The sequence below is a fragment of the Terrimonas ginsenosidimutans genome (assembly GCF_022012415.1).
Taxonomy (GTDB): Bacteria; Bacteroidota; Bacteroidia; order Chitinophagales; family Chitinophagaceae; genus Terrimonas_A; species Terrimonas_A ginsenosidimutans.
In genome coordinates this window covers 119,862-143,507 of sequence record NZ_JAKLTR010000016.1, presented here as the reverse complement: position 1 = coordinate 143,507, position 23,646 = coordinate 119,862, and the positions used below count along the sequence as shown (strand labels likewise).

Below are 23,646 nucleotides of genomic sequence, written 5' to 3'. Positions count from 1 at the left end.
ATCGAATGTCGTATTCATTAACACGTAACTTTTAATACCAGTAGTTCAGAATAATTTCTTAACCCTATGAAACCTATGGAACCTCTGAAACTTATAGAACTCTGAAACCTCCCCATTCCCCCTATCTTCGCAAAACTCAACTACCCCAACATGATGACTGAAAAAGAAAAATGTGCCCAGGGCCTTCTTTACAACGCCAACTATGATCAGGAGCTTATAAACGAACGTATCAGGTGTAAAGACCTTTGTTTCGATTACAATCAAACCAGAAACGCTGATATGGAAAAACGAAACACCCTGATCAGGGCGATCATTGGAAGTACGAAGAATAATTTCCTCATCGAACCGAATTTTTGGTGTGACTATGGTTATAATATTGAAATAGGAGAAAACTTTTACTCTAACCACAATCTCGTGATCCTTGACTGTGCACGCGTCTCTTTTGGAGATAACGTGTTTATCGGCCCCAATTGTAATTTTTATACGGCGGGCCATCCTATCGATGCCCACACGAGGAATGAAGGGCTTGAGTATGCAAAGCCGATAAGTGTGGGAAACAATGTGTGGTTTGGCGGAAATGTAGTCGTGCTGCCCGGCGTTAATATCGGAGATAATGCAGTCATTGGTGCAGGAAGTGTGGTGACCAAAGATATTCCAGCAAACGTTATTGCCGTTGGGAATCCCTGCAAGGTGCTGAAGCCGATAGAAAACTAAGCCTACCGTCGGAGGCAAATTGCCTTTGGCGCACATAATAACAATCTTCAGCCAAGCAGCAAAGGGAAACATAGCTTATCCCGTTCCCAAACAATCCAACCAAAACGAAGCAGATTAACAGGTAAGACCTGTGTATCGTGTATCGCAATACAGCTGGTAATCTCCATTTCAACCAGGGAGCTTCTATTGCAGTTCTGCTGTAATTTCTTTCACGGCTGTTATCAATCTGTCAATCTCCTCTTCCGTATTATAATAATGAACGGATGCTCTTACCAAACTTGTCAGCCCGTTGCGTTGCATATAATGCAAGGTTGCCGCGGCGCCACCTACAGATACATTGATCCCTCTTTTCGCCAGCTTATCGCGCAGTTCGCGGCTATGCACTGCTTCCGAAGTGAAAGTTACAATACCACATAACTGATCTCCGTGATCATGTACCGTTATACCAGGGATTCCGCTTAATCCCTCCCGTATCAGCGCAGCTAACGACCGAACCCGCTCCCATACCCGGCCGATTCCTACATCCAGAACGTACTCAACGGCTTTACCCAATCCTAAAGACAAGGCCCTGTTCTTTTCGTAAAGCTCGTAACGGCGCGCATCTGGGCGAAGTGAATATCCCTCCAGGGAGATTGACGAAGTTGCATGCTGATCTATCAGCAATGGCCTTACCTGCTCTTGTGCAGACTTGCTGACAAAAAGAAACCCAGTGCCTCTCGGCGCGCGCAGATATTTTCTCCCGGTTGCCGATAAAACCTGGCAATTGATCTTTTTCACGTCAACCGGATATTGACCAATACTCTGGCAGGCGTCTACCATATAAAAGATCCGATGCTTTTGTGCGATCGAGCCAATCTCTTCAATTGGCAGCATGTTTCCACCCGATGAAGGAATATGCGTTACAGCGATCAGTTTCGTTTGCTCATTGATCGCCTTTTCCAGTGCCTGCAATGGGAACCGACCATGTTCATCATTCATGATCACGTTCACTTTCACACCGGTCCTTTCTGCGTCCAAAAGATTTAATAAATTAGAAACATACTCCAGTTCACTGGTAATGATCTCATCTCCCGGCTTCAATGATAATCCCTTAAAAGCGATTGTCCAGGCCGTGCTGGCATTTTCGCAGATCGCGATCTCATCTTTATGCCCGCCGATGAGCTCAGCGATCAACGTGTACACCTGCTCCAGCTTCTCCGTATGCAGATCTTCCGTCTCATATCCACCGGAAATCGCTTCGGCTTTTAAGTATTGAACAACGGTTTCTACTACCACATCAGCCGGCAGTGAAGCTCCGGCATTGTTGAAATGAGCAACATGTTGGCAGCCTGCCGTATCCTTACGATACCTGGCTAATTCCTCCATACTGATGCGGTCCTGTTCCATTTTTCTATCTTTTGCTGTTTGTAATATCGAATGAAAATATAAATAATGATGATCTATCCCGGGAAAATATCACGATTTTTTCAACACTGACGCGGCCATCCATGAAGTTTGTTCATTTGTTTTATAAAACAAATTGACGCGCGGTAAAACGCGGCACTTATACAAAACTCATGTAAGCTGATCCGATTTCATAAATACTTAATAACCTTATATGTTCTTACAGTTGGAATTATTAACCAGAAAGGCTCAGAGATCCGGATCAAATACCGATAGCGTTGACAGACGCTGTTGCACCAGCGGGTTTTTCATTGGAACATACTGAAAAATCATTTTATCTCCCTGGTAAAGATCAACGCTGAAAGGCTGATCAAGCTTTTTTGTCAGGTGATAAATAGTGGCGAGTTCAGCCAGGTCCTCAAACCGACTGGCCATAGCATAAAGTGATACGAATGGCTGATGTTGTAACGCACGGTAGACGGCTGGCGCTTTCGTTATTGGAACAACACCACCACTGCGGAAGCGGGTTTGCTCGAGGAGTGTGTCCATAAATGAAGAACCGGGTTGATTCATCTTTTCCCAGATCCGCTTTGTAAATGTTGTGGGCGCAACAACATCCGACCGGTCAGCGGGATGAGGAGTAATATTCAGCACAGCATCGATAACGTGCGCTCCTTCATGTAACAGCACATAAACGATAGCTGGAAGTGAGCCTCCATCGATATGCAGACGCAGGTTGCCGCCCTGAATTGTATCATAACAGGTCATCTCCTTTTTGGTGGCCCATTCCGAAATTGTCTCCTGCAAAATACCCGCGCGAAAAGTAATATTGTAACGCCTCACTGAATCTGCCCCCGCAACAGGTGAAGTAAGCGCTGTGTTGGGCATGTTATCGAGAAAACTGATGCTATGCAAATGATCTTTGAACACGCGTGCATACACCGGTGGCAATAAAGCAAAAGCCCGCTGCAAAGCTCGCGTCTCCTGGTTTGTCAGGACATGTTCGGTTGGCTGCAATCCTGCCGCCCGGAAAGATTCCAGCACGGAAGCGGGAGCCGGAGCGACACGCTGCAGGAATGCCGATGAATCCATCGTTGTCAGTGTCTGTCCATAAAGCAATGAAGGTAACAGGCACAAGAAAAATGGCAGCATCAGCGCACGAAGAGTAATTAACATATCAGCAAAAATAAAAGGATCTCCTGAAGGCTCCTGAATCAGTTTTCAGAAAGTCGCGCATTCAGACATTTTCCGGTTAACGATATTACGGGCGTCGTCTTTGTAATTGACGTTCTGCTGAGGCTGAAGCCAATACTATGTACCAACAATTACTTTCCGGTGCTGGATGCCCCAGTCCGTCAGGTTCTGGATAATTGTTTGCAAAGATTTACCATGCCTGGTCAGTTCATACTGCACTGTGATAGGCTGGGTCTCCAGAACGGTCCGTTTGATCAGTTTATTCATCTCCAGTTCCTTTAACTCCTTACTCAGCATCTTATTGGAAATGCCGGCAACATCATTCAAAACATCGGAGAACCTTCTTTTATTGTACAGGCAAATGGAGGAGATGATCGCTATTTTCCATTTACCACTCAGCACATCCATTGAATCCTGGATAGCCATCATTTTCTTTTTATGTTCTTCTTTCTCAGGCTTTTTACAATCCATCTGGTTACCTTTTTGTTACTCGATTACTTCTGCGTTACAGTTACTTTTCGTTACAAAGTTACCAAAATAAATCATACCTATCTACCTTTGATCTCAGGAATTAAATCAATAGAAAAATGAGCAAGTTAAAAAACAAGGTAGCCGTAGTGACAGGCGCATCGAAAGGGATAGGAGCATCTATCGCTGAACATTTCGCGAAGGAAGGAGCTAAAGTAGTGGTTAATTATTCTTCCAGTAAGGAAGGAGCAGACAGGGTCGTCAATGCTATCACAGCGGGTGGCGGAACAGCCATCGCCGTGCAGGCCGATGTATCAAAGCCGTCCGATGTGATCAGGCTGTTCGAAGAAACGAATAAGGCTTTCGGACAGCTGGATATCCTCGTCAACAATGCGGGCATCTATCAGTTCGCCGCGATCGAGCTGGTAACAGAGGAATTATACCGGAAGCAATTTGATATTAATGTACTGGGATCTGTGCTGGCTATACAGGAAGCATTAAAACTTTTTGGAGACAAAGGCGGAAGCATCATTAATATCAGTTCGGGTGTAAGCAAAAGCCCAATGGCGAATAGCTCCATCTACTCCGCTACAAAAGCGGCATTGGATGCGATCACTATTGCGTTATCCAAAGAACTCGGCGCAAAAAAAGTGCGCATCAATTCCATTCTTCCCGGTGCTACAGAAACGGAAGGGACGCATAGCCAGGGAATAACAGGTAGCGATCTTGAAAAACAGTTGATCGCCAGCACTCCTCTTGGACGTATCGGCCATCCGGATGATATTGCAAAATTTGCGGTGCTGCTTGCATCCGATGATGCGGCATGGGTGACAGGAGAACAGATCTCTGTCTCAGGAGGTATCTACGGATTTTAAATCAAACTCAAAAGCGAGGCTTCGATCCGGCTAACCCGATCGAAGTCTCGCTTTTATTCATACGACTGTTCAATTTGACATAACACGGCTTGGCCTCTCTCTCATCATCTGGAAACAAAGATCCGCAACTGGATATCAAGCAAGCTTTCAACATGACAACTGAGATAACCGCCGGAAGTAAAAAACAGACCGGTCGCCTTAAGCTGTCGGGTCAACCTGCAAAGCCTTTTCGTTTTCACTATAGAATTTTTCTCTTCGGGCTGTAAACGCTTCAAGCAGTTCTGTCACGATCTCCACGCTTGAGCTTACTTCCTCATGCAGATCGGAAAGCTTATCATTTAGCAAAGCGTCATCGAGCGTAATATTATGTGTCTCTATCTGGGCAACCTTCTTCAGAACAGAAGTCTGGCTGTTCTCAAGATCCTGCAGTTCACGCAATATTTTATCCATTAACTGCAACTGTTGTAATTTATTCATACTGAAATTATTTATTTGATCACGAAAGCTCCCATTGTATGTTTTAATGAGAACAACAGTAAGCCTTCAACAATCACAAGCTACTTGATTTAATTTTGACACAATTTTCATCCATCTCATATTACAGCGAAAATGTTGTCAATTGCGTCGCATTCTGCAACGGAACTTCAATAAACCCTCCCGAAATGACGTTAACGACGGTTTTATTAAAGTTTGGCGATATTACAGAGGCGCCTTGCATCCAGTAACATCCTGCGACAACACGGATCAGGAACAAAGGTTGGGGATGGGGAGGGATCATGTTAAAAAGTTGGGGGATGGTATACAAAATGGCTTGGGTTGAAATGTTCCGGATGAGCATCGCTCGCATAAACTTCTGGCGGCCCTTCCACCGTAGCGAAGCGGAGGAGGGAACCTACGCCAGTCGCTCAAAAGATTTATCGCCCTCAGCGTGTCAACCTGTCACCATTTTTCACTGCCTAAGATCACGTCAAACTTTGGACGACCAAAGGACGACCAAGAGACGAACTAACGACGACTAACAAGCATTTCAAAAACACGCGAAATTTGACCCTGGATGATTATCATCAGTCAACACAACAGCTGGCTTCGCGTGCCAGAATGTCGTATCTAAGGAGCATAATCGCTTCAAGGCGTGCTCACGTTTTTTGTGCCCGATCAGACAGCTATCGCTCAAAAACTTGTAAGTGAACAAGTGATAATAACCCATTTGCAGAATACCGGCAAGCCTGATTACATCAGGCGAGGGACCGAAGCAAAAGCAGAAACTTTAAACTTTTAAACCATTAAACACTTAAACACTTAAACACTTAAACAACCATCCCACAACTTTTACGCTTGATCCGATAACACCCGTCATTCATCTTTATAAAAACAGCGAAGCAGAAAAGTCTTTAAACTTCTCTGCTTCTTTATATATTAATTTTGAATGGGGAGCCGTTTCGAATCATTCTCCTTCATCCCTGCCGGGCATGCATTTTTTTACAAACGCTTTAGTCCACTATTTCAATTTAAAGACAGCCGGTTCAATGAACAAGCCGGCTGATCATCCCGGCACGATCAGTTGATCATTATCACCAGCGGAAGAAGTCCAAACACATAAGAAATTAACTTCACTTTTCACTTATTATTTATCATTGTTTTTAACAAAATGTTTCGGTCATTTTGAATGCCGGGCTTGCAATATGGTCAGCCTAAAAAAAGAGCAAAACAATTTGTTATGTGTGCAGCAAAAAAGAAAAGCAGCTTTTCAAACAAAGGCCAACGGGCCGATATCGGGAACCTTGTAATACAAAGGATCCTTCCCAACCGATACGCTGACGCAGTTGGACCATTTGTGTTTCTGGATCATATTGTTCCAGGAATAAAATCATCCATTGATAAAAGCGGAACGGATGGTGCACATCCGCACAGAGGTATCGCCACCCTGACTTATATCCTGCAGGGTGAGGGAGAGCATTTCGATAGTGCTGGAAATTACGGCCGGGTGCATTCTGGCGGCGTTCAATGGATGAACGCGGGCAATGGGATCATTCATGACGAAACATTGAATGCAGACTCAGGAACAGCGTCTGGATCAGTTCATGCATTTCAATTCTGGATCAACCTTCCATCAGACATAAAATCAGGGAACCAGGCTTATATGGCAATCGCCGGCGAAAACGTTCCCGTGAAGACATTCCCCGATCAAAATGGATGGATCAAAGTGATAGCCGGATCATTTGAAGAATTAAGGTCAGCTATTCCGTCGTATTCAGAGCAATTCCTTTATCATATCCACCTGGAACCGGGGGCTAACTTTACCATCGCATTTCCTGAAGCAATGGAAGTTGCGGCATTCCTGCCAGATCAATCGGCCATGTTCAATGATATTCCTTTTGAAGCCGGAGAATTTGTCGAATTCGACAGAGACGCCGGTGAAATTGAAATGAAAAACGGGCTGCAAACAGACTGCGAAATTTTATTGTTTGGCGGCTCCACCTACCGGGAGCCTATTTTTGCTGACGGGCCTTTCGTGATGAACTCTTTACTGGACATCGCAAATGCCTATAAGGATTTCTATGGCGGCAAGTATGGCAGTATTGATTATGTAAAACAACAAAGAGTCTCATGAGTTTGATGACCGATGGAGAATGGCGGATAGCGTATCGGTTAAAGGAAAAATTCAGGTTTATAATTATCATTGCTGCTATCTATTCAAAACCAGATTGCCATTTTCATTTTCGACCGACGTGCTGATCTGGTTCAAGGATCTTGTTGATGATGTAAAACTATACTGATAGCAGTAAATATTATTCTTTCTCCAAAGCTCTTATCTTTTCATCGAGTGATTTGCGTTGGATCTCTCCGGTCAACACGAGAGCGCGACGATAATACATCAATGCAGCTTGTTTATCCTGCCAGGCAGCATGCACATCACCGAGGTGTTCCAGCCAGCTGCCATCGCCGGGGTAAAGGGACGCTCCCCATTGCAGTACGTCTGTTGTTTCTTTTCGATGGCCATGGTCAAATAACAGCCCGGCCAGTTGCAGGATACTTCCTGAGCTGGTATCATATTTTAAAGGATCACTCTGCTTTTCGCGCTCATATCTTTCCTTGACACTGATGATACCGCTGGTCAGGATTAATTTTCGCAATTCCAGGTGAATTGATTTGACCACCGGTGCAACCGGGGCTGCACTGAATAATGCCCGGAAGTAGCGGAAGCCCGCTTGCGCACCATCAAAGAGATCGTTATTGCCCATCAGGATGACAGCTGCGTTTTCCGATGGAGCAAACCCGACAAAGGTCCGGAAGCCCGTATCACCACCTGAATGAAAATAAACTTTGTGACCTTCGATCATCGTTTCAAACCAGCTAAGACACACCTGGTACTCATCGTTGACTCGGCGTTGTGGCATTAGCATTTCTTCCCAGGTGGATGCCTGCAGCACTGATCCATCTTTGCCCGTTCCTTTATTTAACCATATCCTCGCCCATTGTATCATATCCAGGAGATTGGCATGTAAAGTAGAGCTGGGTGCATGTATCCGGTTGTAGGGATATACAGCGGCAGGCGACAATTGCAGGGCATCATCGAATTCGTGGGGCGCGGCTCTTCCTTCTTCGGTAATATCAGCTAACAGGAAGCTACTGGACCTCATACCAGCAGGAAGGAGTATGTTCTTCCGTACATACTCCTCAAATGAAAGGCCACTGATGTCCGCAATTACCGACGCCAGCAGATCATAAGCCGCATTGCTATAACGAAACTCCGAGCCCGGCGAAAAATCCAGCTGCTTATCACTGAACGAACGCACATATACTTCTGCACTCCCATCCCCGGTTTGCGGATGATCCCACTGATAGTCGGTCACATCAGGAATTCCGGAAGAATGAGTGAGGATATGCCGTAACGTGATGTTTATATATTCCTCTTCCTTCATCCGGAAATACGGCAGGTAATACACCAGCGGACTATCCAGGTCCAATTTCCCCTGATCACGCAAGTGAAGGATCGCTGTAGCTGCGAAAGGTTTGGAAACAGAAGCCATATGAAAATCCGAACGCGTGGTGACGGGTTTGGCGGTTGCCGTACTCTCCACGCCGATCGCCCGCAGATGGATCACCCGGCCATCTTGTATCACGGCCGCAACATATCCCGGAATATCAAATGCCCACTGGTGGTTCTGTGTTATTGAATCCAGGCGGTGTTTAAGTGCTGCAGACTGGCCGTATGTGAGCATCGGAGCAAGGGTGCCGGCGATCCATAAAACAATTTGCTTCATAAATTCTGGAACGGGCGGGTTTATGAAAAGGTTACAAGGCGTAGACGATATAGGTGCATTACTTTGTTTTGAAGAAAATGAGCACCGTAAAAGACGATCTAATTTAATTCTCCCGCGAACTTTTAAAGACGGCAGGATTTTTTTACCCCAGGTGTCTTTTGCGTAATGCCCCTTTCGTATGCAATCAAAAAGCCATGCATCATCTATTCAGCAAATTGCAGCGTCTACTGTTCAAATCCTAGCCCACGAATTCAATCCAATGTCGTTTAGTTAAGCAGCCCTGAAGTAACGCGGCGGACGCGGCGATACGCGGAGAGCGCGGCGAAAATACAAGATGTTCTATGGCTGTTTTCGCTGCGTCCGCTGCGTATCGCCGCGTCCGCCGCGTTACTTCTACGCCAGGCAAACCTAAAGTTGACGTGGTAGTGAGGCACGCACCGAGGCTGCTAAACTAAACGACATTGGATTGAAATCGTGGGCGGAGTGATCGCGGAAAGCATCTCTTCTATAGGACACTATCGAATATCCCTTACTCAGCCAAACCTACCGTTAACCCCTGAGACAAGTCACTCTCAACATAGGTACCCGCACCGTCTTGAACACAAAGTAATTTACAGCATCACTAATATGAAACGCTCGCTATGCAAGCCATTCTCTTGCTAAGCTGCGCCTCATTAATAATACCAACAAGATTCATTCACTCTTCAAATGAAAGAAAGATGGACCAGAAAACCGCAAAAAAAAATTGATGACAGAAGGTCAGAAGGTAAAATGATCAACAGATCTATTTGAGCCCCCTGCTCATCCTTGCCTCCCACATATCTCCATACCGATACTTCGGTATAAACACCTTCAATACCCAACCCTCGTTTGATCGCAGTAATATGCTTCATACACAAACTTTCAAATGCATAACCACTCCATGCCTTCCATGAAGAACCGGAACTGATACGTTGCCATGCATCTTTATCAAATCCTTTCGCGGGCTTGATGAACCTCGAATAGAACAGCGAGTATTCATCTGTCAGTTTATATATACTATCCTTCAGCTTTCGTTCAAAAGGAACATACGGAGTGATAAACCCTGATTCGGTCAATTCATCCAGCACTTGCGTTGCCCATCCTCCTGAGCTGAAACTACATGCATCGATAATTTCATTACGGGTCAGGCCTTTTGCTTTTTTTGATAACGCACGAACAACCTCGGTATGATATTGCGAATTGTCAAACAGCGACCGGAACAGGTTTGAAAACTCACCCCTGAGAAAGCCATCCTTAGAAAAGCAAATACGGTTGATCGCCTGGCCGAACTCTCTCCTGCTTTAACTTCTTTAAGATACTGAGGAACTCCTCCCATGGCCATATACAACTCTATGATCTGATATTGATCAAGCCGTATACCACGGTGGTGGAAAAATTTTGCCGTTTCAGCGACCGTAAAAGGTAACAGCCGCATTCGCCTGGTAACACGGTTATGAAGACCTCCCCGGTCATTGAGAACTTTCTGAACCATCCACGGCGCGGAAGAACCGCAGATAACGACTATAAGATTAGACTGCCTCGAAGCCCAGGTATTTCAGAAGTGAGCGAATGCCTGCAGGAAATTGGAACGTGGTGTATGTATCCAGGGGAATTCATCAAAGAAGATGACCTGCTTATTTTGTTTGAGCAATGGGGTAAGATAGGTTTCCAGGATGTCAAAAGCGGCTGACCATGATGCAGGCCGGTCAAAGCGGGTCTTTGCAGCGGATCGCATCGCTTTGGAAAAATTATCCAGTTGCTCAGTGAAACCGGCATTATGAATACCGGTAAATTCGAAAGCAAGATTTTTAGCGTAAAACGTCCGGATTAGAAATGTTTTGCCGACACGGCGTCGGCCGTATACAGCAAGAAGTTCTGCTTTCCGGGAAGTGAGAATTTCTGCGAGCAGTTGCTTTTCTGGGTCTCGTCCGATGATTAAACTCATAATTATATTCCGCCAAATCGATGTAAATATTGCCGTTTTGGCGGAATATAAATTTTGTTTCCATATCGTTCTCCTAACTATTCCGCACTGTTAGAAATGTCATGACGCCTTTCTCTCCTGACTGCTGGCAATAACAAACACATCTTGCAAGCTACACACTTCGAATTTCATAATTCATCAACTGTAATCTATGTTGCTATTAGAAAAAAGAATTGTTTTTGAAACATGAACAAAGAAGTAAATATTGTTTGAAGAATGAGATAAATTTAATGTCCAAAAACAATCACTAACGATGCTGCAAAATAGTTTTATCATTGATAAGCTAACCAATAGTATTGAAGAAGTAAAGTCTGGAGAAAATTTCGATACAGAGGTATTATCGATCACCAAAGAGGATCTGAAAATATTACTCAAGAAAAATGGATGGCGCTTCAACTGGAAGAACGAATTCAGGCAAGCGGACCATAAACTATTCAAACTGGCGATAAAGAATAACGATGTCATTCAAGGTATGATCAGCATCCAGTGCTTGAAAGATTTTATTGAAATGCACCTCATCGAAGTTGCAAGGCACAACTTTGGCAAATCAAAAAAGTTTGCTGGTGTTGCGGGAAACCTTGTAGCATTTGCCTGCCGGTCAAGCTTTGATCTCGGCTTCGACGGCGTTGTCGCATTCACAGCGAAAAGGCAACTAATCCAGCATTATCAGCAACAACTGGGAGCAGAATTGATCTTCCGCAACCGCATGAGCATTTCCGGGAAATCTGCTAAAAAATTAGTAAATTCGTACTATAAAAATTACCTGGATGGCAAATAAAAAACAATACTATGGATTGGATAATATAGGTTTTATCGGCACCCAGGATAGATCCAAGGCGCAGATAAAAAAGGATTTGGAAGATACTGCTAAATATATCAAAGCCAAGAAAGATGGAAAAGTCGTGTCGCGTCCATCGAAGCCGCGTCTTTCAAAGGCAAAATAATTTCTTTTATTATAATGAAAGGCCACCTAATGGGTGGCTTTTTTATTAACTGTGCAGATATATGAGTTTTGGCGGATTATAGCTCTGTATTACCTTAAAATCAAAACAACGGCCTCTCATAGCCCGTTTATACTGTAAGACCGATACAGAAAATAATCAAGCCTTAAACTCAATCATCTTTGAACAATTGCGCAATCGTGGCCATAGGCAGCAACATTTTGCCGCTGTCCGGCAGCTGAATGAAATCATATCGTTCGTAAAATCTAACAGCATCCTCATCGATCGGATCAACAACCACCGCCATTGAACCAACCTGCAAAGAAGCGAAGTAGCTGCGCTTGAGTGCATCTACTAAAAGCAATTCTCCCAATCCCTGGCGCTGGTAGTCTTTACTCACAGCCAGCCTGCCTAATAGCGTCACCGGTAGATTTGTATAGGAAAGAGGCAGTTTCTTAATAAGTTCAGGAGGAAGTTGTGTTCTGTCAAGAGAAGCGGTAGAGAGTGTATAATAGCCTTTGACGATCTTCTGATCAGCTGATACAAAGCAAGCGGACAGTTTTCGCTTTATATCCTGCCGGACCTGCTTATGCAAATAGTCATCCAGCTGCGGTATTCCACATTGAAAATTTTCTTTTCGTGTATACCATTAATAGCAATCGACTGAAAGTTCATACTAATAACTCATTTCCCTTTGCCTGTTTATTATATTTTTTCACGGCTGCACGCAGATTTTTGGAAGGCGCCGGATGGTTCATGATTGCATCAAAGAAGATCTCCTGATCTTTTGCTGAAGCAATAATTGCCTTATGCTTCTCCACTATTTCTTCTGCTTTGCTTTGAACAGATACAATGACAAATTCGCTCAATGTGCGGTATCCACCCAGGTTGGCAGCGTACTGGAAAAATTCCATCTGGGATTCGGGCAGGCAGATATCAAAGCGTGTCATTTCACCTTTCATACATTACATTACTAGCATTAGATTATAAGACCGATGTCAATATTGCAAAACAGGCATCTCATCCCATGTTCTTTCAAGCAAAACTCTTCCTGTCTTCTTCTTATTCGCACCTCCCCATTGCTTGAAAAAGAACTTCACATCCGCAGCCTTACACTGGTCAAGAATATCCAATACCCAATCTTCATCCATCGGCCGCGGCTTTCGCCCACTCTCCCCTCCTACTATCACCCAGTCTATCCCTTTCAAATTCATACCGGGTATCGGGCCGATCAATGGCTCACATGAAAGAAACTTCACTCTGGCATCCGTCTTTGCAAGATCATCAATCCTGTAAGCCACCTTCTCGTTTTCCACCGAAACACCCATCCAGATATTATGCGACCATTTAAGCTGAGAATTATATTTCAAAAGAATATCGCTTCTTTTGGTCAATACCCGGAACACGTGCTGAGGATTATCATTCATCACTTCAAATACCTGCTGGATAAATGAAAGCGGTACGTCCTTATGAAAGAGATCGCTCATGGAATTCACGAAAACCGTCTTGGGAGACCGCCAGGTATAAGGAATTTTAAGCGCTTCAGGATGTATTCTGAGTTTGAACCCATCGCTGTATTTCTCCAATCCCATCGCCTCTAAACGCCGTGTCATAACTTCCGCGTAACAGAACTTACAGCCAGCAGAAACCTTATTGCAACCCGTTGTAGGATTCCAGGTCATTTCCGTCCATTCTATAGATGATTGTGCCATTAGAGTTTGTATTTCACTTTTCATCGAACCCAAAAATCAGCTTCACTATATACAAAAGACATATTGAATACAGCTATTCGCGAGCGCAAAAAAGCAACCGAAGCTACATAATCTCAACTTCATAATTAATCGATCAAAGTCTAAACTCTACTAGAAAAAGGAAGTGTTTTAAAAACATTCAAACAGTTAGTAGTTTTGATTTATCAAATAACAAACCTTAACCTAATCAAGATGTCACCCAATTGGCAATCGGCAAAAAAGAGAATGCTGGAATTTATGCTTCCGATCCTGTTAGGGTTGGCAACTTCGTTGCTCTTGCTTTTTTACATCTTTAAACTTGGCTTTTCAACCTTCTTTATATCCCACGCTGACGGATTTAAAGAAATGTTCGGAATTGCACTAGCAATACTGAGCAGTGGAATTTTTCTTGCAGTACTGAAATGGTTTCAATTTATGGGCTTCTTCAAAGAGGAAATGCATAAAATTGTCAAATCAAGTCAGTTTAATGAACAACTACAAGATTCATTTAACAATGTATTGTATTCTGACGAATTCCTACAGAATCGAAGCGACATTGAGGACATTTGGAAACGGGTTACCAGGTGCTACTTCAAAAGTGAATTTCCTCATGAAGTGAGTGATAAGATCAACGAAAAACTTAGCAATATATTTTTTCACAATAATAACATCAGCCATTTCTTTAGAACATGCATCATGACAATAAACGTCTCCCTTGACGAACACGGGTTTCTTAGCATTGAAGAAATTACCGAAAGCAAAATGATAAGAAATAACACAGATCCTTTTCAATACGACTTTTGTTATTACGTAAAGAGGCTCTCAGAAACTGATCAAAAATCTTTCATTGAGATATATCATTTCTCTGTGGATGGCAAAACCATGGATCTAGCTTCAATAACGAAAAACGAGACAACAGTAAACAGAATTCAAGAGAAATTAGACGTTAAGTTGGAGGGAAAGAAAGAATATAATTTAGTAATCAAGTCGCGACTAACCTACAATATTGATCTTGACAATATCTATACTCACTATAACCAGCGCGCGGTCGAATACATGAGAGTCGAAATAAACTATTCCGCCAACCTTTCAACCTATTTCTTACCCATTGGAAATGAGAAATTTACAGGAGAGGCTGTTGGCCAAAAATTAATAAAAGTTTATAATGATCTCCTGTTGCCAGAAAAAGGCTTTAACCTTATCTTTATAAAAAATTAAGAGACATGAAAAATATCATCAAGATCTCTGGCGGATCCATTCAAGGATAATCAGAAAGTTAGTATCACTTATATAAAGAGCCCTATCAAGGGCTTTTATTTTTTGAGAAAACCACTAGCCACAGGTAAGACAGATCTCAAACAAAATGATCAACAGTCTTGATGAAGCCGTAATAAATGCGTTGATACACCGTGACTATTCAGATCCAACGAGTGAAGTATTTATCGGCATCTATCCTGACCGGATCGAGATCATCAACCGGGGAACACTTCCGCTGGGTGACAGTCAACTCAAAAAGAAACACGAATCACTTCCACCTAATCCTAACATCACGATGGCTGTGTTTGTACATGGTATTATTGAAAAGGTTGGGAGAGGTACTGTACTTATTACTGAGGAAAGCGGGAAGTTGGGATTGAAAGAGCCAACGTGGAAGGTAAAAAACGGATTTGTGACTTTGACGCTTTACTCGACTGCAAGGAAAATCCAATTGAACGAACGGATCATTCGTTTCCTGCGAACTATTCGTGTTGGAGAATCATTTTCCCGTCGTGATTACGAATTATCGTTCACTGAAAAGACAATTTCAGAACGGATGGCACGGGATGATATTCGTAGTATGGTGGACGGTGGATGGGTGAGTAAAAGTGGCGAAGCGATGCAGACAATTTATACTCGAATGGAGGTTTCTTTGCCGGATATTGCCGGATAGGCAAAACTAATTTTACTAATAAGCTGTAAAATAAACTTTTATGAATCAGAGTACTCACTTTTAATTGCCGGATATTGCCGGATGATCAAAATTGTCATAGAAATCTCTGCTTTCGATCTAGGTCTTTCATCGAGTAAAATATACTTATATTGGTTTATTCTCTCACAAAATCACGTCGCATAATATTGGAGAAGTTAAAATTAATGAGCACAAATGCGGACAGACGTAATTCATTAAACCGTAATTTTAAAAAGAACTAATTAGCATTATGACCGAAAAGATAGGTCCTATTAAAAACCCGCTTACGATTATAGCTATATTCGCTGGTATAGCTGAAGTCTGCGGAACAGTTGTGTTACCATTTGTTTCACAAACTAACCAATTAACGTTCATTTATTCTTAATAATCTTCCCAAGCATATTAGTTATATTATTTTTCATTACGCTCAACTTTAATAACCGAGCGCTTTATGCGCCGTCAGATTTCAACAACGAAGAGAACTACATAAAAATCTTCAAGTATGATATAGTAAAGCAAGAAAAAGTACAAGTATCGGTTCCTCAAGAGCAGATAATTAAAATGCTCAATGAAAGCGTCTTGAGGCTAGAAGAGAGTGAAGCTAGATTTATAAGGATGGAAGGAGAAATTGAAAAATTTAGAAATCAACCGATGGCAACCCGGGGAGAAAAATTAGATATAATCGAAACTGATGGGGAAAACGATGAAGAGCCGGTAGTACATGTTTCAAACTTTGCCAATGCAAACGCTCTGGTGCGGAAACTGCGAAAAAAAGGTTACTCTGCTGAAATATATGAACCGCTAAGAGGTATCAGCAATCATAAAGATCATAAATGTATCTGGCTTGGATACAAACTTCCATTAAGACATGCGAAAGATGTCATATCGCTTGCGATAGAGACTTATCCGCATATCGAATATATAGATTTGTCAAACTCCGATGACACAAGTCCACCTTTCCAAGTACATTATCAGATCTTTATAGGAGGGGCAACGAGTACCGCAATACATAGAGGAATGAAGCCTTTACAAAAAAAAGACTGGCTCCAATTAACAGAAGCGGTAACGCTTGCAGAACTTCATCGATATATTAATAATTATCAATAGTTGTAAAACTTAAAATACTCTCAAAAAACTCAACCCAAAAGAAATTCAGTAGGGACTAATTTTCCTACAACGACGGCATGTGATGTGACGCTGCAAGTACTATTTTTTTAGCGTCAAAATTTCTCCAAGCAAAAGATATGTGTTAAAAAATAAACTTCTCGCCTCTGCCGATTCAACATCTGAGTGCACACCGGCAGAAACTCTTTCATATAGATTAGAAAGGTTTTGTCGCAGCTTCTTTTTTTGAGATTCGCTTTTGCTATGCAGATGAATAAACGCATTTATTCTATTTTGAGTCTTATCCTGTTTTAACGATAAAGTATTTCCGCCTATTTCTATTGTTTCTTCTGTAGCAGGGAATATGTGATTCGCAAAAGAATCAATAATTCGCCTGCAAGTAGTCAGAGCTTGACTAATTGACTCTTTATCACCATCAGACAGTCTGCCGACAACTGACGGAATTTGCCCCAATATATCTCCTGAATTTTTAGCAATTAAGTTATCAACATCCTTTTTATAGCTATCAAAAATTCCCTCCGCAACAAAATCAAATGTTTTTTGATAATACACGTTAGTTGCAAAATCGTGAATGAATGAGATCACTCTCGAAATAATCCCCTCAAGTTGCGATATGTTTCTAGTGACAGCATTCATCTGATTTGTAACTCTGTTGATGACGCTCACTGCCTGATCTCCACTAGTGTCCGGAATTCTAATTAGAGACAGTTTTTGCTTCTGGGCTTCGGCACTAGCTTGAATTTGCGGTAACGGGGACCAATAGCCTTCATTTTTTTCTTTATCTGTCCATCTTCCAGTCTTAGTCATATATTTTAAGGACAATTCCGTATTCTTGTAACCTTGCATTTCAAATCGTAGCCACTGTCGAGTTTCTTCATCATCCGCATAACGAGCAAGTCTTGTTGCTTTAAGAAGTAATGATTGTGGGCCTAAACGAGACAATTCTATGTCGTCTATAATTTCTTTTGCGAGACTTATTATATGTTCTGATTTAGAAATCTCCATTAATTTTTAGAATTAAAATTTGTAAAGATTAGTTCGGAAGATAAGTACGTGTTGTTTAGGCAAGATTCAGGCAGGGGTATTCAACACTACTTCGTCGGCACAAACAACTCCCTAATATCTACATCCAAAAACTTCGCTATCTCATAAAACGTATAGACATCCGGCTGTATCGTATTTGTTACCCAATTCGAAACCGTTGACTGCGCTACACCAAAATGCGCTCGCAATTCCTCGCTGGTCTTATTCTTATCTGCTAAAACCGCTTTTATCCTGTTAATATAAAGGTGTTTCTTAGGTCTTATACGTTTTGCCATCGTGATCAATATCTATCTAAAGAAAAGAAAATTCTTTAAGAAATTCAGCGACACTGAATTATACATCATATTATAACATTTATATAGCATTTTACAATATATAAACTTTATTATGTAGATTACATTATCAACAATCTCAACCATTAAACCTTACCATCATGACACACAACACCAATAAAAACCTCACCCGACTCCACTCCCTCCTCCTCGCCTTCTTCGGCGATGAAACCCTTCATTTCCACTCCATCCGCCTTTCCAACTTCTTCAACGCCGCCTTCGCCGATGCTGAATTCGACGATGAAGAAACAGAAACCTATACACCCAATATCGCCCGCCTCCTCCATTGCCAAAACAACCTCCAGCGCCTCCTGGATGCCGCTCACCTGCTTCACCAGCATTTCCCTCACCAGGTGACACCCTACCGCCCCTGCGTCTTTAAACAACTCCAGCACATCTATCCCCTGCTCAACGATTGGGATGATTTTCCTTCCCACCTTCACCCGCATGAATGGTGCAACCCGGAAACCGTTCTCGAAGAATTCTTTCGCTTTCAACCGATCGACGACTGGAAGAATGCTATCAGCGGTCTCCTTGAATCCTCGCTAGGCGAAGGTTCACCATACACCACCATGTCTGAAAAGCAAATCGGCTTTATCGTACTCCTGTTACATCGCCTGCAGGATGCGGTTTGGCTGCTGTACGTCACAGGGAGAATACCGGCGGCGGAAGAAGCCGGCACGAATGAGGCGGTAGAAGTGAGTAACGAAGACAGCATGACAGGAGGCGGGACTATTCAGGGATTTTTCTTTATTGTATCAAATGGAAAATTCGCGAGAATTGATCACGATAAGATCGTATGCCTGGCTGCTATAGATGATCACGTACAGTTACACACACTGACTCAAATTCACAAGCCAGCCGTTTCCATACAGCAAATGAACGCATTACTGCCGGAGGAACGTTTTATTTGGATTAGGAAGCAAACTGCTGCGGCGTAGAGCCCCCTCTAAATCTCGCCCTTCAGGGGAGATTTAGAGGGGGCCTTACGCAATTCATTAACTCCAAAAACAACACCCCATGACCATCCGTCTCCGCCCCCACCAAAAGATCCACATCCAATCCTCCGCCGACATCTTCCACCTCATGCAGCCCATCCTCCGCCGCTGCTCCAAACGCGACCGCGCACGTGAACACTTCTGGATCCTCTGCCTCGGTCCCGGGCAAACTGTCTGCCATCCCGGGTCGTTGCCCGGGACAAGCTCTTGAACTCCTCGCATTAGGCACACAGAACAAAGTACTGATCGATCCACGTGAAGTATACAGCCTGGCGCTGCAACAAAACGCCTCCTCCATTGTCGCCATTCACAACCATCCCAGCGGCCGGCTAAAACCATCGCCGGCAGACAAATCGATCACGCAACAATTGATGAAAGGAAGTGAATTCGTAAATCTCAGACTGCTCCCCGGGTCAAGCCCGGGGCAGGCTTTCACCTGATCATTTCAGAGAAGGCTATTTCAGTTTTATGGATGAAGGAGTTTTCGAAATACTGATTGCAGAACAATCGATGATGTTCAAAAATGTTCTCGCAGAGTGATATTAATTTCTGCGAAGAAGGCAGCCCAGGCAGCATACTAATGAAGTCCTGGCGTTGTACTTTAGTTCATCGTAGTATAGAAGTAATGGCGAGCACATCATCACAAACAACAAAGCCACCAGGGTGATGGCTTTTATCCCAATCTGATAAATATTCACTTAGCTGTTTTAACTGTCAGTTCCGCAGGCAGGCCAACTTTCTTCAGAATAGCTTTTGCGTCGTCTCTTCTTCTAACAAAAAACGGATGCCTCTAATAATTTCCGACACTGTCTGAATTATTGCACAAAAATGGCGGACAAACGTTACTGATGAAATAGCTTGATCAGCTATAATTTGATTATTTCACTGAATACGTTCTTACCTTCGATAAAACATTCCATGACCACTCGCGAAGACGTAATCAGACTATTAAAAGAATCGGTAGTCGCTCTGTCACTTCCCGCAGATAAGCAAGCCACCTTGTACGAAACTTCCGTGGTGGTGACCGATGAGTTGTTGCTTGATTTTGACAATTGGTACCAGGTCATATTGGGAAATTTTCCTGATGCCTTTAGTTCAGATCAATGGAAACAACTAAGTGCGATCAATGAGTGGATGGATCAGTTCCCTCCGGAGAATAGTCAGCAAACAATCCTGGAAGAATTGCAGGAATCTCCTTTTTGGGAACAACTGCGAACCATGTCGAAACAGTGGCTGGACACACTCAAAAATTGAGTACTGCCTCTAGTCATTATGCGGAAGAGCAAGCGGAGTAATTCTATCGATGGTGGAAAATATTATCTCGGACCAAGTCAGAGGAGACAATGCAAAATCCCCGGCGGTGTGTTTATTTTCCCGGATTGATTTTTCTGCGGGTGAAATTCTTTTCTTTGTTGCGCGACTTCAGCTTTACCAGAGACGTTTTTTCTTCTTCTATTTTTCTTCGGTACCATTTCTTATCATCCATTAAAAAGATGATCCAACCGTTATTATTGATTGGTGTTTATTATCGCCTACCCATGAATATTTGATGACAACACGCGGATCGAGGACAGCATCGACCTGCCTCACGAGAAGAGCACTCATGGGCCTTGCAATGCTTTGCACTATTTTTGATACACCTGACACAACGTTGAAACGCGGTTTTCCCATCGTTCTCAGTGTTAACCCTTACCTATTTATCATTCAACTTTCATTTCTTATGACAGCAATCAACCAACAAACGAAGATTGGACTTTTAAGATTATTGATCAGTATTTTCTTTCTGACATTTTTATTTACTTCTATTTGTGCTCAAACAGGTATTACCTGGACTGCCCGTTCTTACCCTGCAGAGAACGCATGGCTCAGTGTTGCTTACGGCAATGGTCGTTTTGTTGCCACCGCATCCTCCGGCACGGGGAACAGGGTCATGACAAGTGTAGACGGCATCAATTGGGTTACCCAAACTACGCCTGCCGACAATGTTTGGGCTGCTGTGGCTTTTGGCGGAAATTTATTTGTAGCAGTTGGGACAGCAAGTGCGAGCCCTAATACTGTTATGACAAGCCCGGACGGGATCACTTGGACTCTTCGCTCGTCTGCGGACAATGGCAGTCAATGGACCGCGCTCACGTATGGTAATGGCCGGTTCGTAGCCCTGGCTCAGTTGGGAACACTCCGATCAATGACCAGCACCGACGGGATCAACTGGACTGCAGGAACAGGTGTCCCCGCAGCAACCTGGGGTGCTGTCACCTACGGTAACGGTACTTATGTCGGCGTTTCGCAATCTTCGACAGAGCCGGTCGTGACCAGTACAGATGGGATCAACTGGACGGTACGTGCGATTGCTGGTACAACCGGATGGTGGGGAGTCGATTTTGGCAATAACCTTTTCGTCGCGGTAAGAGCCGCAGGAACAGGACAACGCGTGATGACCAGTCCAGATGGCATCACCTGGACACTCCGCAATACCCCGGTCGATAATAACTGGCGCGTAGTTAAGTACGGTGGCGGCCTATTTGTAGCACTCTCCCTCAATGGCACCGGCAATCGCATCATGACGAGTCCGGATGGAATTGCCTGGACAAGCCGAGCCTCTACTGCGGACAATCCGTGGCGGGGACTGGGCTATGGCAACGGTATGTGGGTAGCCACCTCGATCAATCCTTCCGCCAATGGAACACGCGTGATGACTTCCGGTACGATGGGGCCGTTACCAGTGAGATGGCTTTCCTTTTCCGGTAGAGTATTAGAGGGGACCAATCGTTTAGACTGGGAGACAGCCACTGAAAGCGATAACCTACATTTCGAAATTGAAAGAAGCTCTGATGGTCAGGCATTCGTAAAGATCGGCATTGTACCTGCTTCACCTGGCGGAGCCAATGGGGCGGCTTACGGGTTTACCGATCAACAACCACTCGCCGGGACTTCCTTTTACCGGTTAAAACAGGTAGATATTAATGGACAATTTGCGTATTCAAAAACGATAATGCTCCATGCAGCGCTAAACACCACACTAACCGTTTATCCAAACCCCACGAATGATTGGATAACTGTTAAAGGCCTCGCTGGTGATGCGCCGCCGGTTTACCAGATCTTAAATGTTATGGGGCTCCAAGTAAAATCAGGAATCATCCCAACAAATAATTCATTGGATGTTCGATCGCTCCCCAAAGGGCAATATCTGCTGAAGGTTAATGACCGGTCTGCGCAGTTTTTGAAGTTGTAGAGGGAGAGAGGGCGTTCATGATTCTGAAGTTAACAGGCGTTCATCATTTGGTGCTTATCTAGTAAATTTTGTTCGCCTGTTCTCTTTCTTATAAACCTTTCATACCACTCATTGCAGCAAAATTGATAAATATTATACGAGTCAGGTTGTTTTCTACAAGCGGACAGTGCCTTTCTGTTCAGGACAGTTTGTTGTTCATAATAGATTAAGATTTCAGGTAACTCCGCCACTAACCTACAATCATTCTACTTTTAAAATCCTACAGTGTTGGAGGATCGTAGCGACAAATCTGTCCTTAGGGGCGTCGCCCTCCTAGGCACCTCCCCTGCGAACTTTCACCTCGTAGGCGAAACTGCATTGCAAGAGATTGTGTACCCGCCTCACTCTCTGATAATCTGTGCCATGACAGAATGCTTCTTCACTGCCCGTATTGCTTTCCGGACCCCGGCAAAAGTTACATAGCCTTGACTCGAACCTATTGCGTCGCCTTTTGGATCATTCAAACAGAAAAAATGTTTACTGTGGTCGACCTTGTGGCGGCTGAAATTGCGTTTCTCTTCACATTGCACTACTTGAGAACCTTCAGACAATTCCTTTTTAGATTAGTCTTTGAAAAAGCGATTTTATTACACACTCCACAAACTTTTTTTTAACGAACTCCGTATCAGAAGTCAGAGGGGCAGCAGCTCTCGACATATGTTAGTCTTTAAGAAATCCTTTTTATTACAAGCACACCAAAAAAAGAATTAACCCCATACCTAAGCAACCTGTTTCGATAGAATTTGTGTTATTCTTCGTGAGTGAAGCGTTCTTTTCAGCGGGAGCAAGCGTCTGGTAAGCGTCTTGTAAGCGTTAGGGAAGCGTCGTTTATTCGTTCAGCTAGTATTCAGGAAGCGTTTGGGAAGCGTCTGGAAGCGTTTGAGCTTGCACTTATCCAGGCTTAAGCAATCTTCCACTCATACGATTGCGGTCAAATGGTACCAAAAGGAGTCAAAACGCACCAATAGGTTCCAAAACGTCCATCTCTCTTGGAGCCCCCTGCTCGTGGTTTTACCTTTGTGTTGCAATTGCGATTAACCAGGGAGGTATACATCCCGCATTGATTAACACTTTTAATTTTTAAAATTTGGGAAGACAAAAATCTGCCAACAAATTAACTGGCCGTATCGGTGGCATAACCTATTACAAAAGCAAAGATGGGTTTATGGCTCGCGACAGTCAGGGCCTCGATGGCAAGAGGATCAAAAACGATGAACGTTATGAACGTACACGTGAAAACGCAGCCGAGTTCGGCCGCGCAGCAAAAGGAATGAAAGAGATCCGCCTCGCGTCACCAAGCTTTAAATACCGAATCGCCTGTGCTTAATTACATCTAGTAAATTTATTTCAACC

26 protein-coding genes are annotated in these 23,646 nt (G+C 43.5%); 13 read left to right on the top strand and 13 right to left on the bottom strand.

The annotated features are described in order from the left end of the window. Nucleotides 1-153 precede the first annotated feature (153 nt). Entirely contained in the window at nt 154-714 is a 561-nt protein-coding gene (locus LZZ85_RS28610; RefSeq protein WP_432422779.1) for a sugar O-acetyltransferase, read from the top strand. A 183-nt stretch (nt 715-897) separates the two neighbouring features. Here the strand turns inward: LZZ85_RS28610 and LZZ85_RS22030 are convergent, their stop codons facing one another. From LZZ85_RS22030 to LZZ85_RS22020, 3 genes are all read right to left on the bottom strand, one after another. Next, nucleotides 898-2,100 (bottom strand): aminotransferase class V-fold PLP-dependent enzyme, encoded by a 1,203-nt coding sequence (locus LZZ85_RS22030; protein ID WP_237875529.1) that lies wholly within the window; start codon nt 2,098-2,100, stop codon nt 898-900. Between the two features lie 246 nt (nt 2,101-2,346). Then, nucleotides 2,347-3,273: a hypothetical protein gene (locus LZZ85_RS22025; protein WP_237875528.1), complete on the bottom strand. Its 927-nt coding sequence runs from the start codon at nt 3,271-3,273 to the stop codon at nt 2,347-2,349. Between the two features lie 135 nt (nt 3,274-3,408). Continuing rightward, a complete protein-coding gene (locus tag LZZ85_RS22020) occupies nt 3,409-3,762 on the bottom strand; it encodes a winged helix-turn-helix transcriptional regulator (protein ID WP_237875527.1) in 354 nt (117 codons plus the stop codon). Between the two features lie 116 nt (nt 3,763-3,878). On the opposite strand from LZZ85_RS22020, the gene LZZ85_RS22015 reads away from it, so the two are divergent. After that, nucleotides 3,879-4,634 (top strand): SDR family NAD(P)-dependent oxidoreductase, encoded by a 756-nt coding sequence (locus LZZ85_RS22015; protein ID WP_237875526.1) that lies wholly within the window; start codon nt 3,879-3,881, stop codon nt 4,632-4,634. A gap of 198 nt (nt 4,635-4,832) precedes the next feature. Here LZZ85_RS22015 and LZZ85_RS22010 read toward each other — a convergent pair whose 3' ends face one another. Then, a complete protein-coding gene (locus tag LZZ85_RS22010) occupies nt 4,833-5,111 on the bottom strand; it encodes a hypothetical protein (protein ID WP_237875525.1) in 279 nt (92 codons plus the stop codon). Nucleotides 5,112-6,351: 1,240 nt separating this feature from the next. Here LZZ85_RS22010 and LZZ85_RS22005 point away from each other — a divergent pair. After that, nucleotides 6,352-7,245, top strand: coding sequence for a pirin family protein (locus LZZ85_RS22005; RefSeq protein WP_237875524.1), 894 nt, complete (start codon nt 6,352-6,354; stop codon nt 7,243-7,245). A gap of 178 nt (nt 7,246-7,423) precedes the next feature. Here LZZ85_RS22005 and LZZ85_RS22000 read toward each other — a convergent pair whose 3' ends face one another. The 3 genes from LZZ85_RS22000 to LZZ85_RS21990 form a co-directional block, all read right to left on the bottom strand. Then, nucleotides 7,424-8,899, bottom strand: coding sequence for a serine hydrolase domain-containing protein (locus tag LZZ85_RS22000; RefSeq protein WP_237875523.1), 1,476 nt, complete (start codon nt 8,897-8,899; stop codon nt 7,424-7,426). 704 nt (nt 8,900-9,603) lie between these two features. After that, on the bottom strand, nt 9,604-9,996 hold the full coding sequence (locus LZZ85_RS21995; protein ID WP_237875522.1) for a hypothetical protein: 393 nt from the start codon (nt 9,994-9,996) through the stop codon (nt 9,604-9,606). 479 nt (nt 9,997-10,475) lie between these two features. Beyond that, entirely contained in the window at nt 10,476-10,865 is a 390-nt protein-coding gene (locus tag LZZ85_RS21990; RefSeq protein ID WP_237875521.1) for an AAA family ATPase, read from the bottom strand. 292 nt (nt 10,866-11,157) lie between these two features. Here LZZ85_RS21990 and LZZ85_RS21985 point away from each other — a divergent pair, with 292 nt between their 5' ends. Together LZZ85_RS21985 and LZZ85_RS21980 are read left to right on the top strand one after the other, a co-directional pair. Beyond that, nucleotides 11,158-11,682: a hypothetical protein gene (locus LZZ85_RS21985; RefSeq protein ID WP_237875520.1), complete on the top strand. Its 525-nt coding sequence runs from the start codon at nt 11,158-11,160 to the stop codon at nt 11,680-11,682. Then, nucleotides 11,672-11,848 (top strand): hypothetical protein, encoded by a 177-nt coding sequence (locus LZZ85_RS21980; RefSeq protein ID WP_237875519.1) that lies wholly within the window; start codon nt 11,672-11,674, stop codon nt 11,846-11,848. Before LZZ85_RS21985 ends, LZZ85_RS21980 begins: the two co-directional genes overlap by 11 nt. 169 nt (nt 11,849-12,017) lie before the next feature. Here LZZ85_RS21980 and LZZ85_RS21975 read toward each other — a convergent pair whose 3' ends face one another. The 3 genes from LZZ85_RS21975 to LZZ85_RS21965 all read right to left on the bottom strand — a co-directional run bounded on the left by LZZ85_RS21975 (nt 12,018) and on the right by LZZ85_RS21965 (nt 13,557). Beyond that, nucleotides 12,018-12,440: a GNAT family N-acetyltransferase gene (locus LZZ85_RS21975; protein ID WP_237875518.1), complete on the bottom strand. Its 423-nt coding sequence runs from the start codon at nt 12,438-12,440 to the stop codon at nt 12,018-12,020. A gap of 76 nt (nt 12,441-12,516) precedes the next feature. Next, nucleotides 12,517-12,807, bottom strand: a complete 291-nt coding sequence (locus LZZ85_RS21970) for a type II toxin-antitoxin system TacA family antitoxin (protein WP_237875517.1) — start codon at nt 12,805-12,807, stop codon at nt 12,517-12,519. A 36-nt stretch (nt 12,808-12,843) separates the two neighbouring features. After that, the gene (locus LZZ85_RS21965) at nt 12,844-13,557 is read right to left on the bottom strand and encodes a DUF5131 family protein (protein WP_237875516.1); all 714 of its coding nucleotides are present in this window, start codon (nt 13,555-13,557) and stop codon (nt 12,844-12,846) included. A 231-nt stretch (nt 13,558-13,788) separates the two neighbouring features. Here LZZ85_RS21965 and LZZ85_RS21960 point away from each other — a divergent pair, with 231 nt between their 5' ends. The 3 genes from LZZ85_RS21960 (at nt 13,789) to LZZ85_RS21950 (ending at nt 16,630) form a co-directional block, all read left to right on the top strand. Beyond that, nucleotides 13,789-14,793 (top strand): hypothetical protein, encoded by a 1,005-nt coding sequence (locus LZZ85_RS21960; RefSeq protein ID WP_237875515.1) that lies wholly within the window; start codon nt 13,789-13,791, stop codon nt 14,791-14,793. A gap of 145 nt (nt 14,794-14,938) precedes the next feature. Beyond that, nucleotides 14,939-15,505, top strand: coding sequence for an ATP-binding protein (locus LZZ85_RS21955; RefSeq protein WP_237875514.1), 567 nt, complete (start codon nt 14,939-14,941; stop codon nt 15,503-15,505). A 633-nt stretch (nt 15,506-16,138) separates the two neighbouring features. Then, nucleotides 16,139-16,630, top strand: coding sequence for an SPOR domain-containing protein (locus tag LZZ85_RS21950; protein ID WP_237875513.1), 492 nt, complete (start codon nt 16,139-16,141; stop codon nt 16,628-16,630). Nucleotides 16,631-16,729: 99 nt separating this feature from the next. Here the strand turns inward: LZZ85_RS21950 and LZZ85_RS21945 are convergent, their stop codons facing one another. Further along, entirely contained in the window at nt 16,730-17,653 is a 924-nt protein-coding gene (locus tag LZZ85_RS21945) for an AbiTii domain-containing protein (protein WP_237875512.1), read from the bottom strand. 86 nt (nt 17,654-17,739) lie between these two features. Further along, nucleotides 17,740-17,967, bottom strand: coding sequence for a helix-turn-helix transcriptional regulator (locus tag LZZ85_RS28875; protein WP_432422776.1), 228 nt, complete (start codon nt 17,965-17,967; stop codon nt 17,740-17,742). A gap of 158 nt (nt 17,968-18,125) precedes the next feature. Here LZZ85_RS28875 and LZZ85_RS21940 point away from each other — a divergent pair, with 158 nt between their 5' ends. The 4 genes from LZZ85_RS21940 to LZZ85_RS21925 all read left to right on the top strand — a co-directional run bounded on the left by LZZ85_RS21940 (nt 18,126) and on the right by LZZ85_RS21925 (nt 22,254). Continuing rightward, on the top strand, nt 18,126-18,965 hold the full coding sequence (locus LZZ85_RS21940) for a hypothetical protein (RefSeq protein ID WP_237875511.1): 840 nt from the start codon (nt 18,126-18,128) through the stop codon (nt 18,963-18,965). A gap of 188 nt (nt 18,966-19,153) precedes the next feature. Continuing rightward, complete coding sequence (locus LZZ85_RS21935) at nt 19,154-19,462, top strand: JAB domain-containing protein (RefSeq protein WP_237875510.1); 309 nt, start codon at nt 19,154-19,156, stop codon at nt 19,460-19,462. 478 nt (nt 19,463-19,940) lie between these two features. Further along, nucleotides 19,941-20,276: a hypothetical protein gene (locus LZZ85_RS21930; RefSeq protein WP_237875509.1), complete on the top strand. Its 336-nt coding sequence runs from the start codon at nt 19,941-19,943 to the stop codon at nt 20,274-20,276. Between the two features lie 466 nt (nt 20,277-20,742). After that, on the top strand, nt 20,743-22,254 hold the full coding sequence (locus LZZ85_RS21925) for a T9SS type A sorting domain-containing protein (RefSeq protein ID WP_237875508.1): 1,512 nt from the start codon (nt 20,743-20,745) through the stop codon (nt 22,252-22,254). 380 nt (nt 22,255-22,634) lie between these two features. Here LZZ85_RS21925 and LZZ85_RS28870 read toward each other — a convergent pair whose 3' ends face one another. Beyond that, nucleotides 22,635-22,823 carry a DUF1508 domain-containing protein gene (locus LZZ85_RS28870; protein ID WP_432422778.1) on the bottom strand — a complete coding sequence of 63 codons (189 nt, stop codon included), beginning with the start codon at nt 22,821-22,823 and terminating at the stop codon, nt 22,635-22,637. Nucleotides 22,824-23,380: 557 nt separating this feature from the next. Here LZZ85_RS28870 and LZZ85_RS21920 point away from each other — a divergent pair. Beyond that, entirely contained in the window at nt 23,381-23,620 is a 240-nt protein-coding gene (locus LZZ85_RS21920) for a hypothetical protein (RefSeq protein WP_237875507.1), read from the top strand. Nucleotides 23,621-23,646 lie beyond the last annotated feature (26 nt).

Coding starts and splice junctions, on each gene's coding strand:
- LZZ85_RS21945 (WP_237875512.1), bottom strand. CDS start 17,653: ATGGAGATTTCTAAATCAGAACATATAATAAGTCTCGCAAAAGAAATT.
- LZZ85_RS28875 (WP_432422776.1), bottom strand. CDS start 17,967: ATGGCAAAACGTATAAGACCTAAGAAACACCTTTATATTAACAGGATA.
- LZZ85_RS22005 (WP_237875524.1), top strand. CDS start 6,352: ATGTGTGCAGCAAAAAAGAAAAGCAGCTTTTCAAACAAAGGCCAACGG.
- LZZ85_RS21925 (WP_237875508.1), top strand. CDS start 20,743: ATGACAGCAATCAACCAACAAACGAAGATTGGACTTTTAAGATTATTG.
- LZZ85_RS21980 (WP_237875519.1), top strand. CDS start 11,672: ATGGCAAATAAAAAACAATACTATGGATTGGATAATATAGGTTTTATC.
- LZZ85_RS22015 (WP_237875526.1), top strand. CDS start 3,879: ATGAGCAAGTTAAAAAACAAGGTAGCCGTAGTGACAGGCGCATCGAAA.
- LZZ85_RS28610 (WP_432422779.1), top strand. CDS start 154: ATGACTGAAAAAGAAAAATGTGCCCAGGGCCTTCTTTACAACGCCAAC.
- LZZ85_RS21950 (WP_237875513.1), top strand. CDS start 16,139: ATGGAAGGAGAAATTGAAAAATTTAGAAATCAACCGATGGCAACCCGG.
- LZZ85_RS22010 (WP_237875525.1), bottom strand. CDS start 5,111: ATGAATAAATTACAACAGTTGCAGTTAATGGATAAAATATTGCGTGAA.
- LZZ85_RS21955 (WP_237875514.1), top strand. CDS start 14,939: ATGATCAACAGTCTTGATGAAGCCGTAATAAATGCGTTGATACACCGT.
- LZZ85_RS21960 (WP_237875515.1), top strand. CDS start 13,789: ATGTCACCCAATTGGCAATCGGCAAAAAAGAGAATGCTGGAATTTATG.
- LZZ85_RS21970 (WP_237875517.1), bottom strand. CDS start 12,807: ATGAAAGGTGAAATGACACGCTTTGATATCTGCCTGCCCGAATCCCAG.
- LZZ85_RS22020 (WP_237875527.1), bottom strand. CDS start 3,762: ATGGATTGTAAAAAGCCTGAGAAAGAAGAACATAAAAAGAAAATGATG.
- LZZ85_RS21985 (WP_237875520.1), top strand. CDS start 11,158: ATGCTGCAAAATAGTTTTATCATTGATAAGCTAACCAATAGTATTGAA.
- LZZ85_RS22025 (WP_237875528.1), bottom strand. CDS start 3,273: ATGTTAATTACTCTTCGTGCGCTGATGCTGCCATTTTTCTTGTGCCTG.
- LZZ85_RS21990 (WP_237875521.1), bottom strand. CDS start 10,865: ATGAGTTTAATCATCGGACGAGACCCAGAAAAGCAACTGCTCGCAGAA.
- LZZ85_RS21940 (WP_237875511.1), top strand. CDS start 18,126: ATGACACACAACACCAATAAAAACCTCACCCGACTCCACTCCCTCCTC.
- LZZ85_RS22000 (WP_237875523.1), bottom strand. CDS start 8,899: ATGAAGCAAATTGTTTTATGGATCGCCGGCACCCTTGCTCCGATGCTC.
- LZZ85_RS21965 (WP_237875516.1), bottom strand. CDS start 13,557: ATGGCACAATCATCTATAGAATGGACGGAAATGACCTGGAATCCTACA.
- LZZ85_RS22030 (WP_237875529.1), bottom strand. CDS start 2,100: ATGGAACAGGACCGCATCAGTATGGAGGAATTAGCCAGGTATCGTAAG.
- LZZ85_RS21930 (WP_237875509.1), top strand. CDS start 19,941: ATGACCACTCGCGAAGACGTAATCAGACTATTAAAAGAATCGGTAGTC.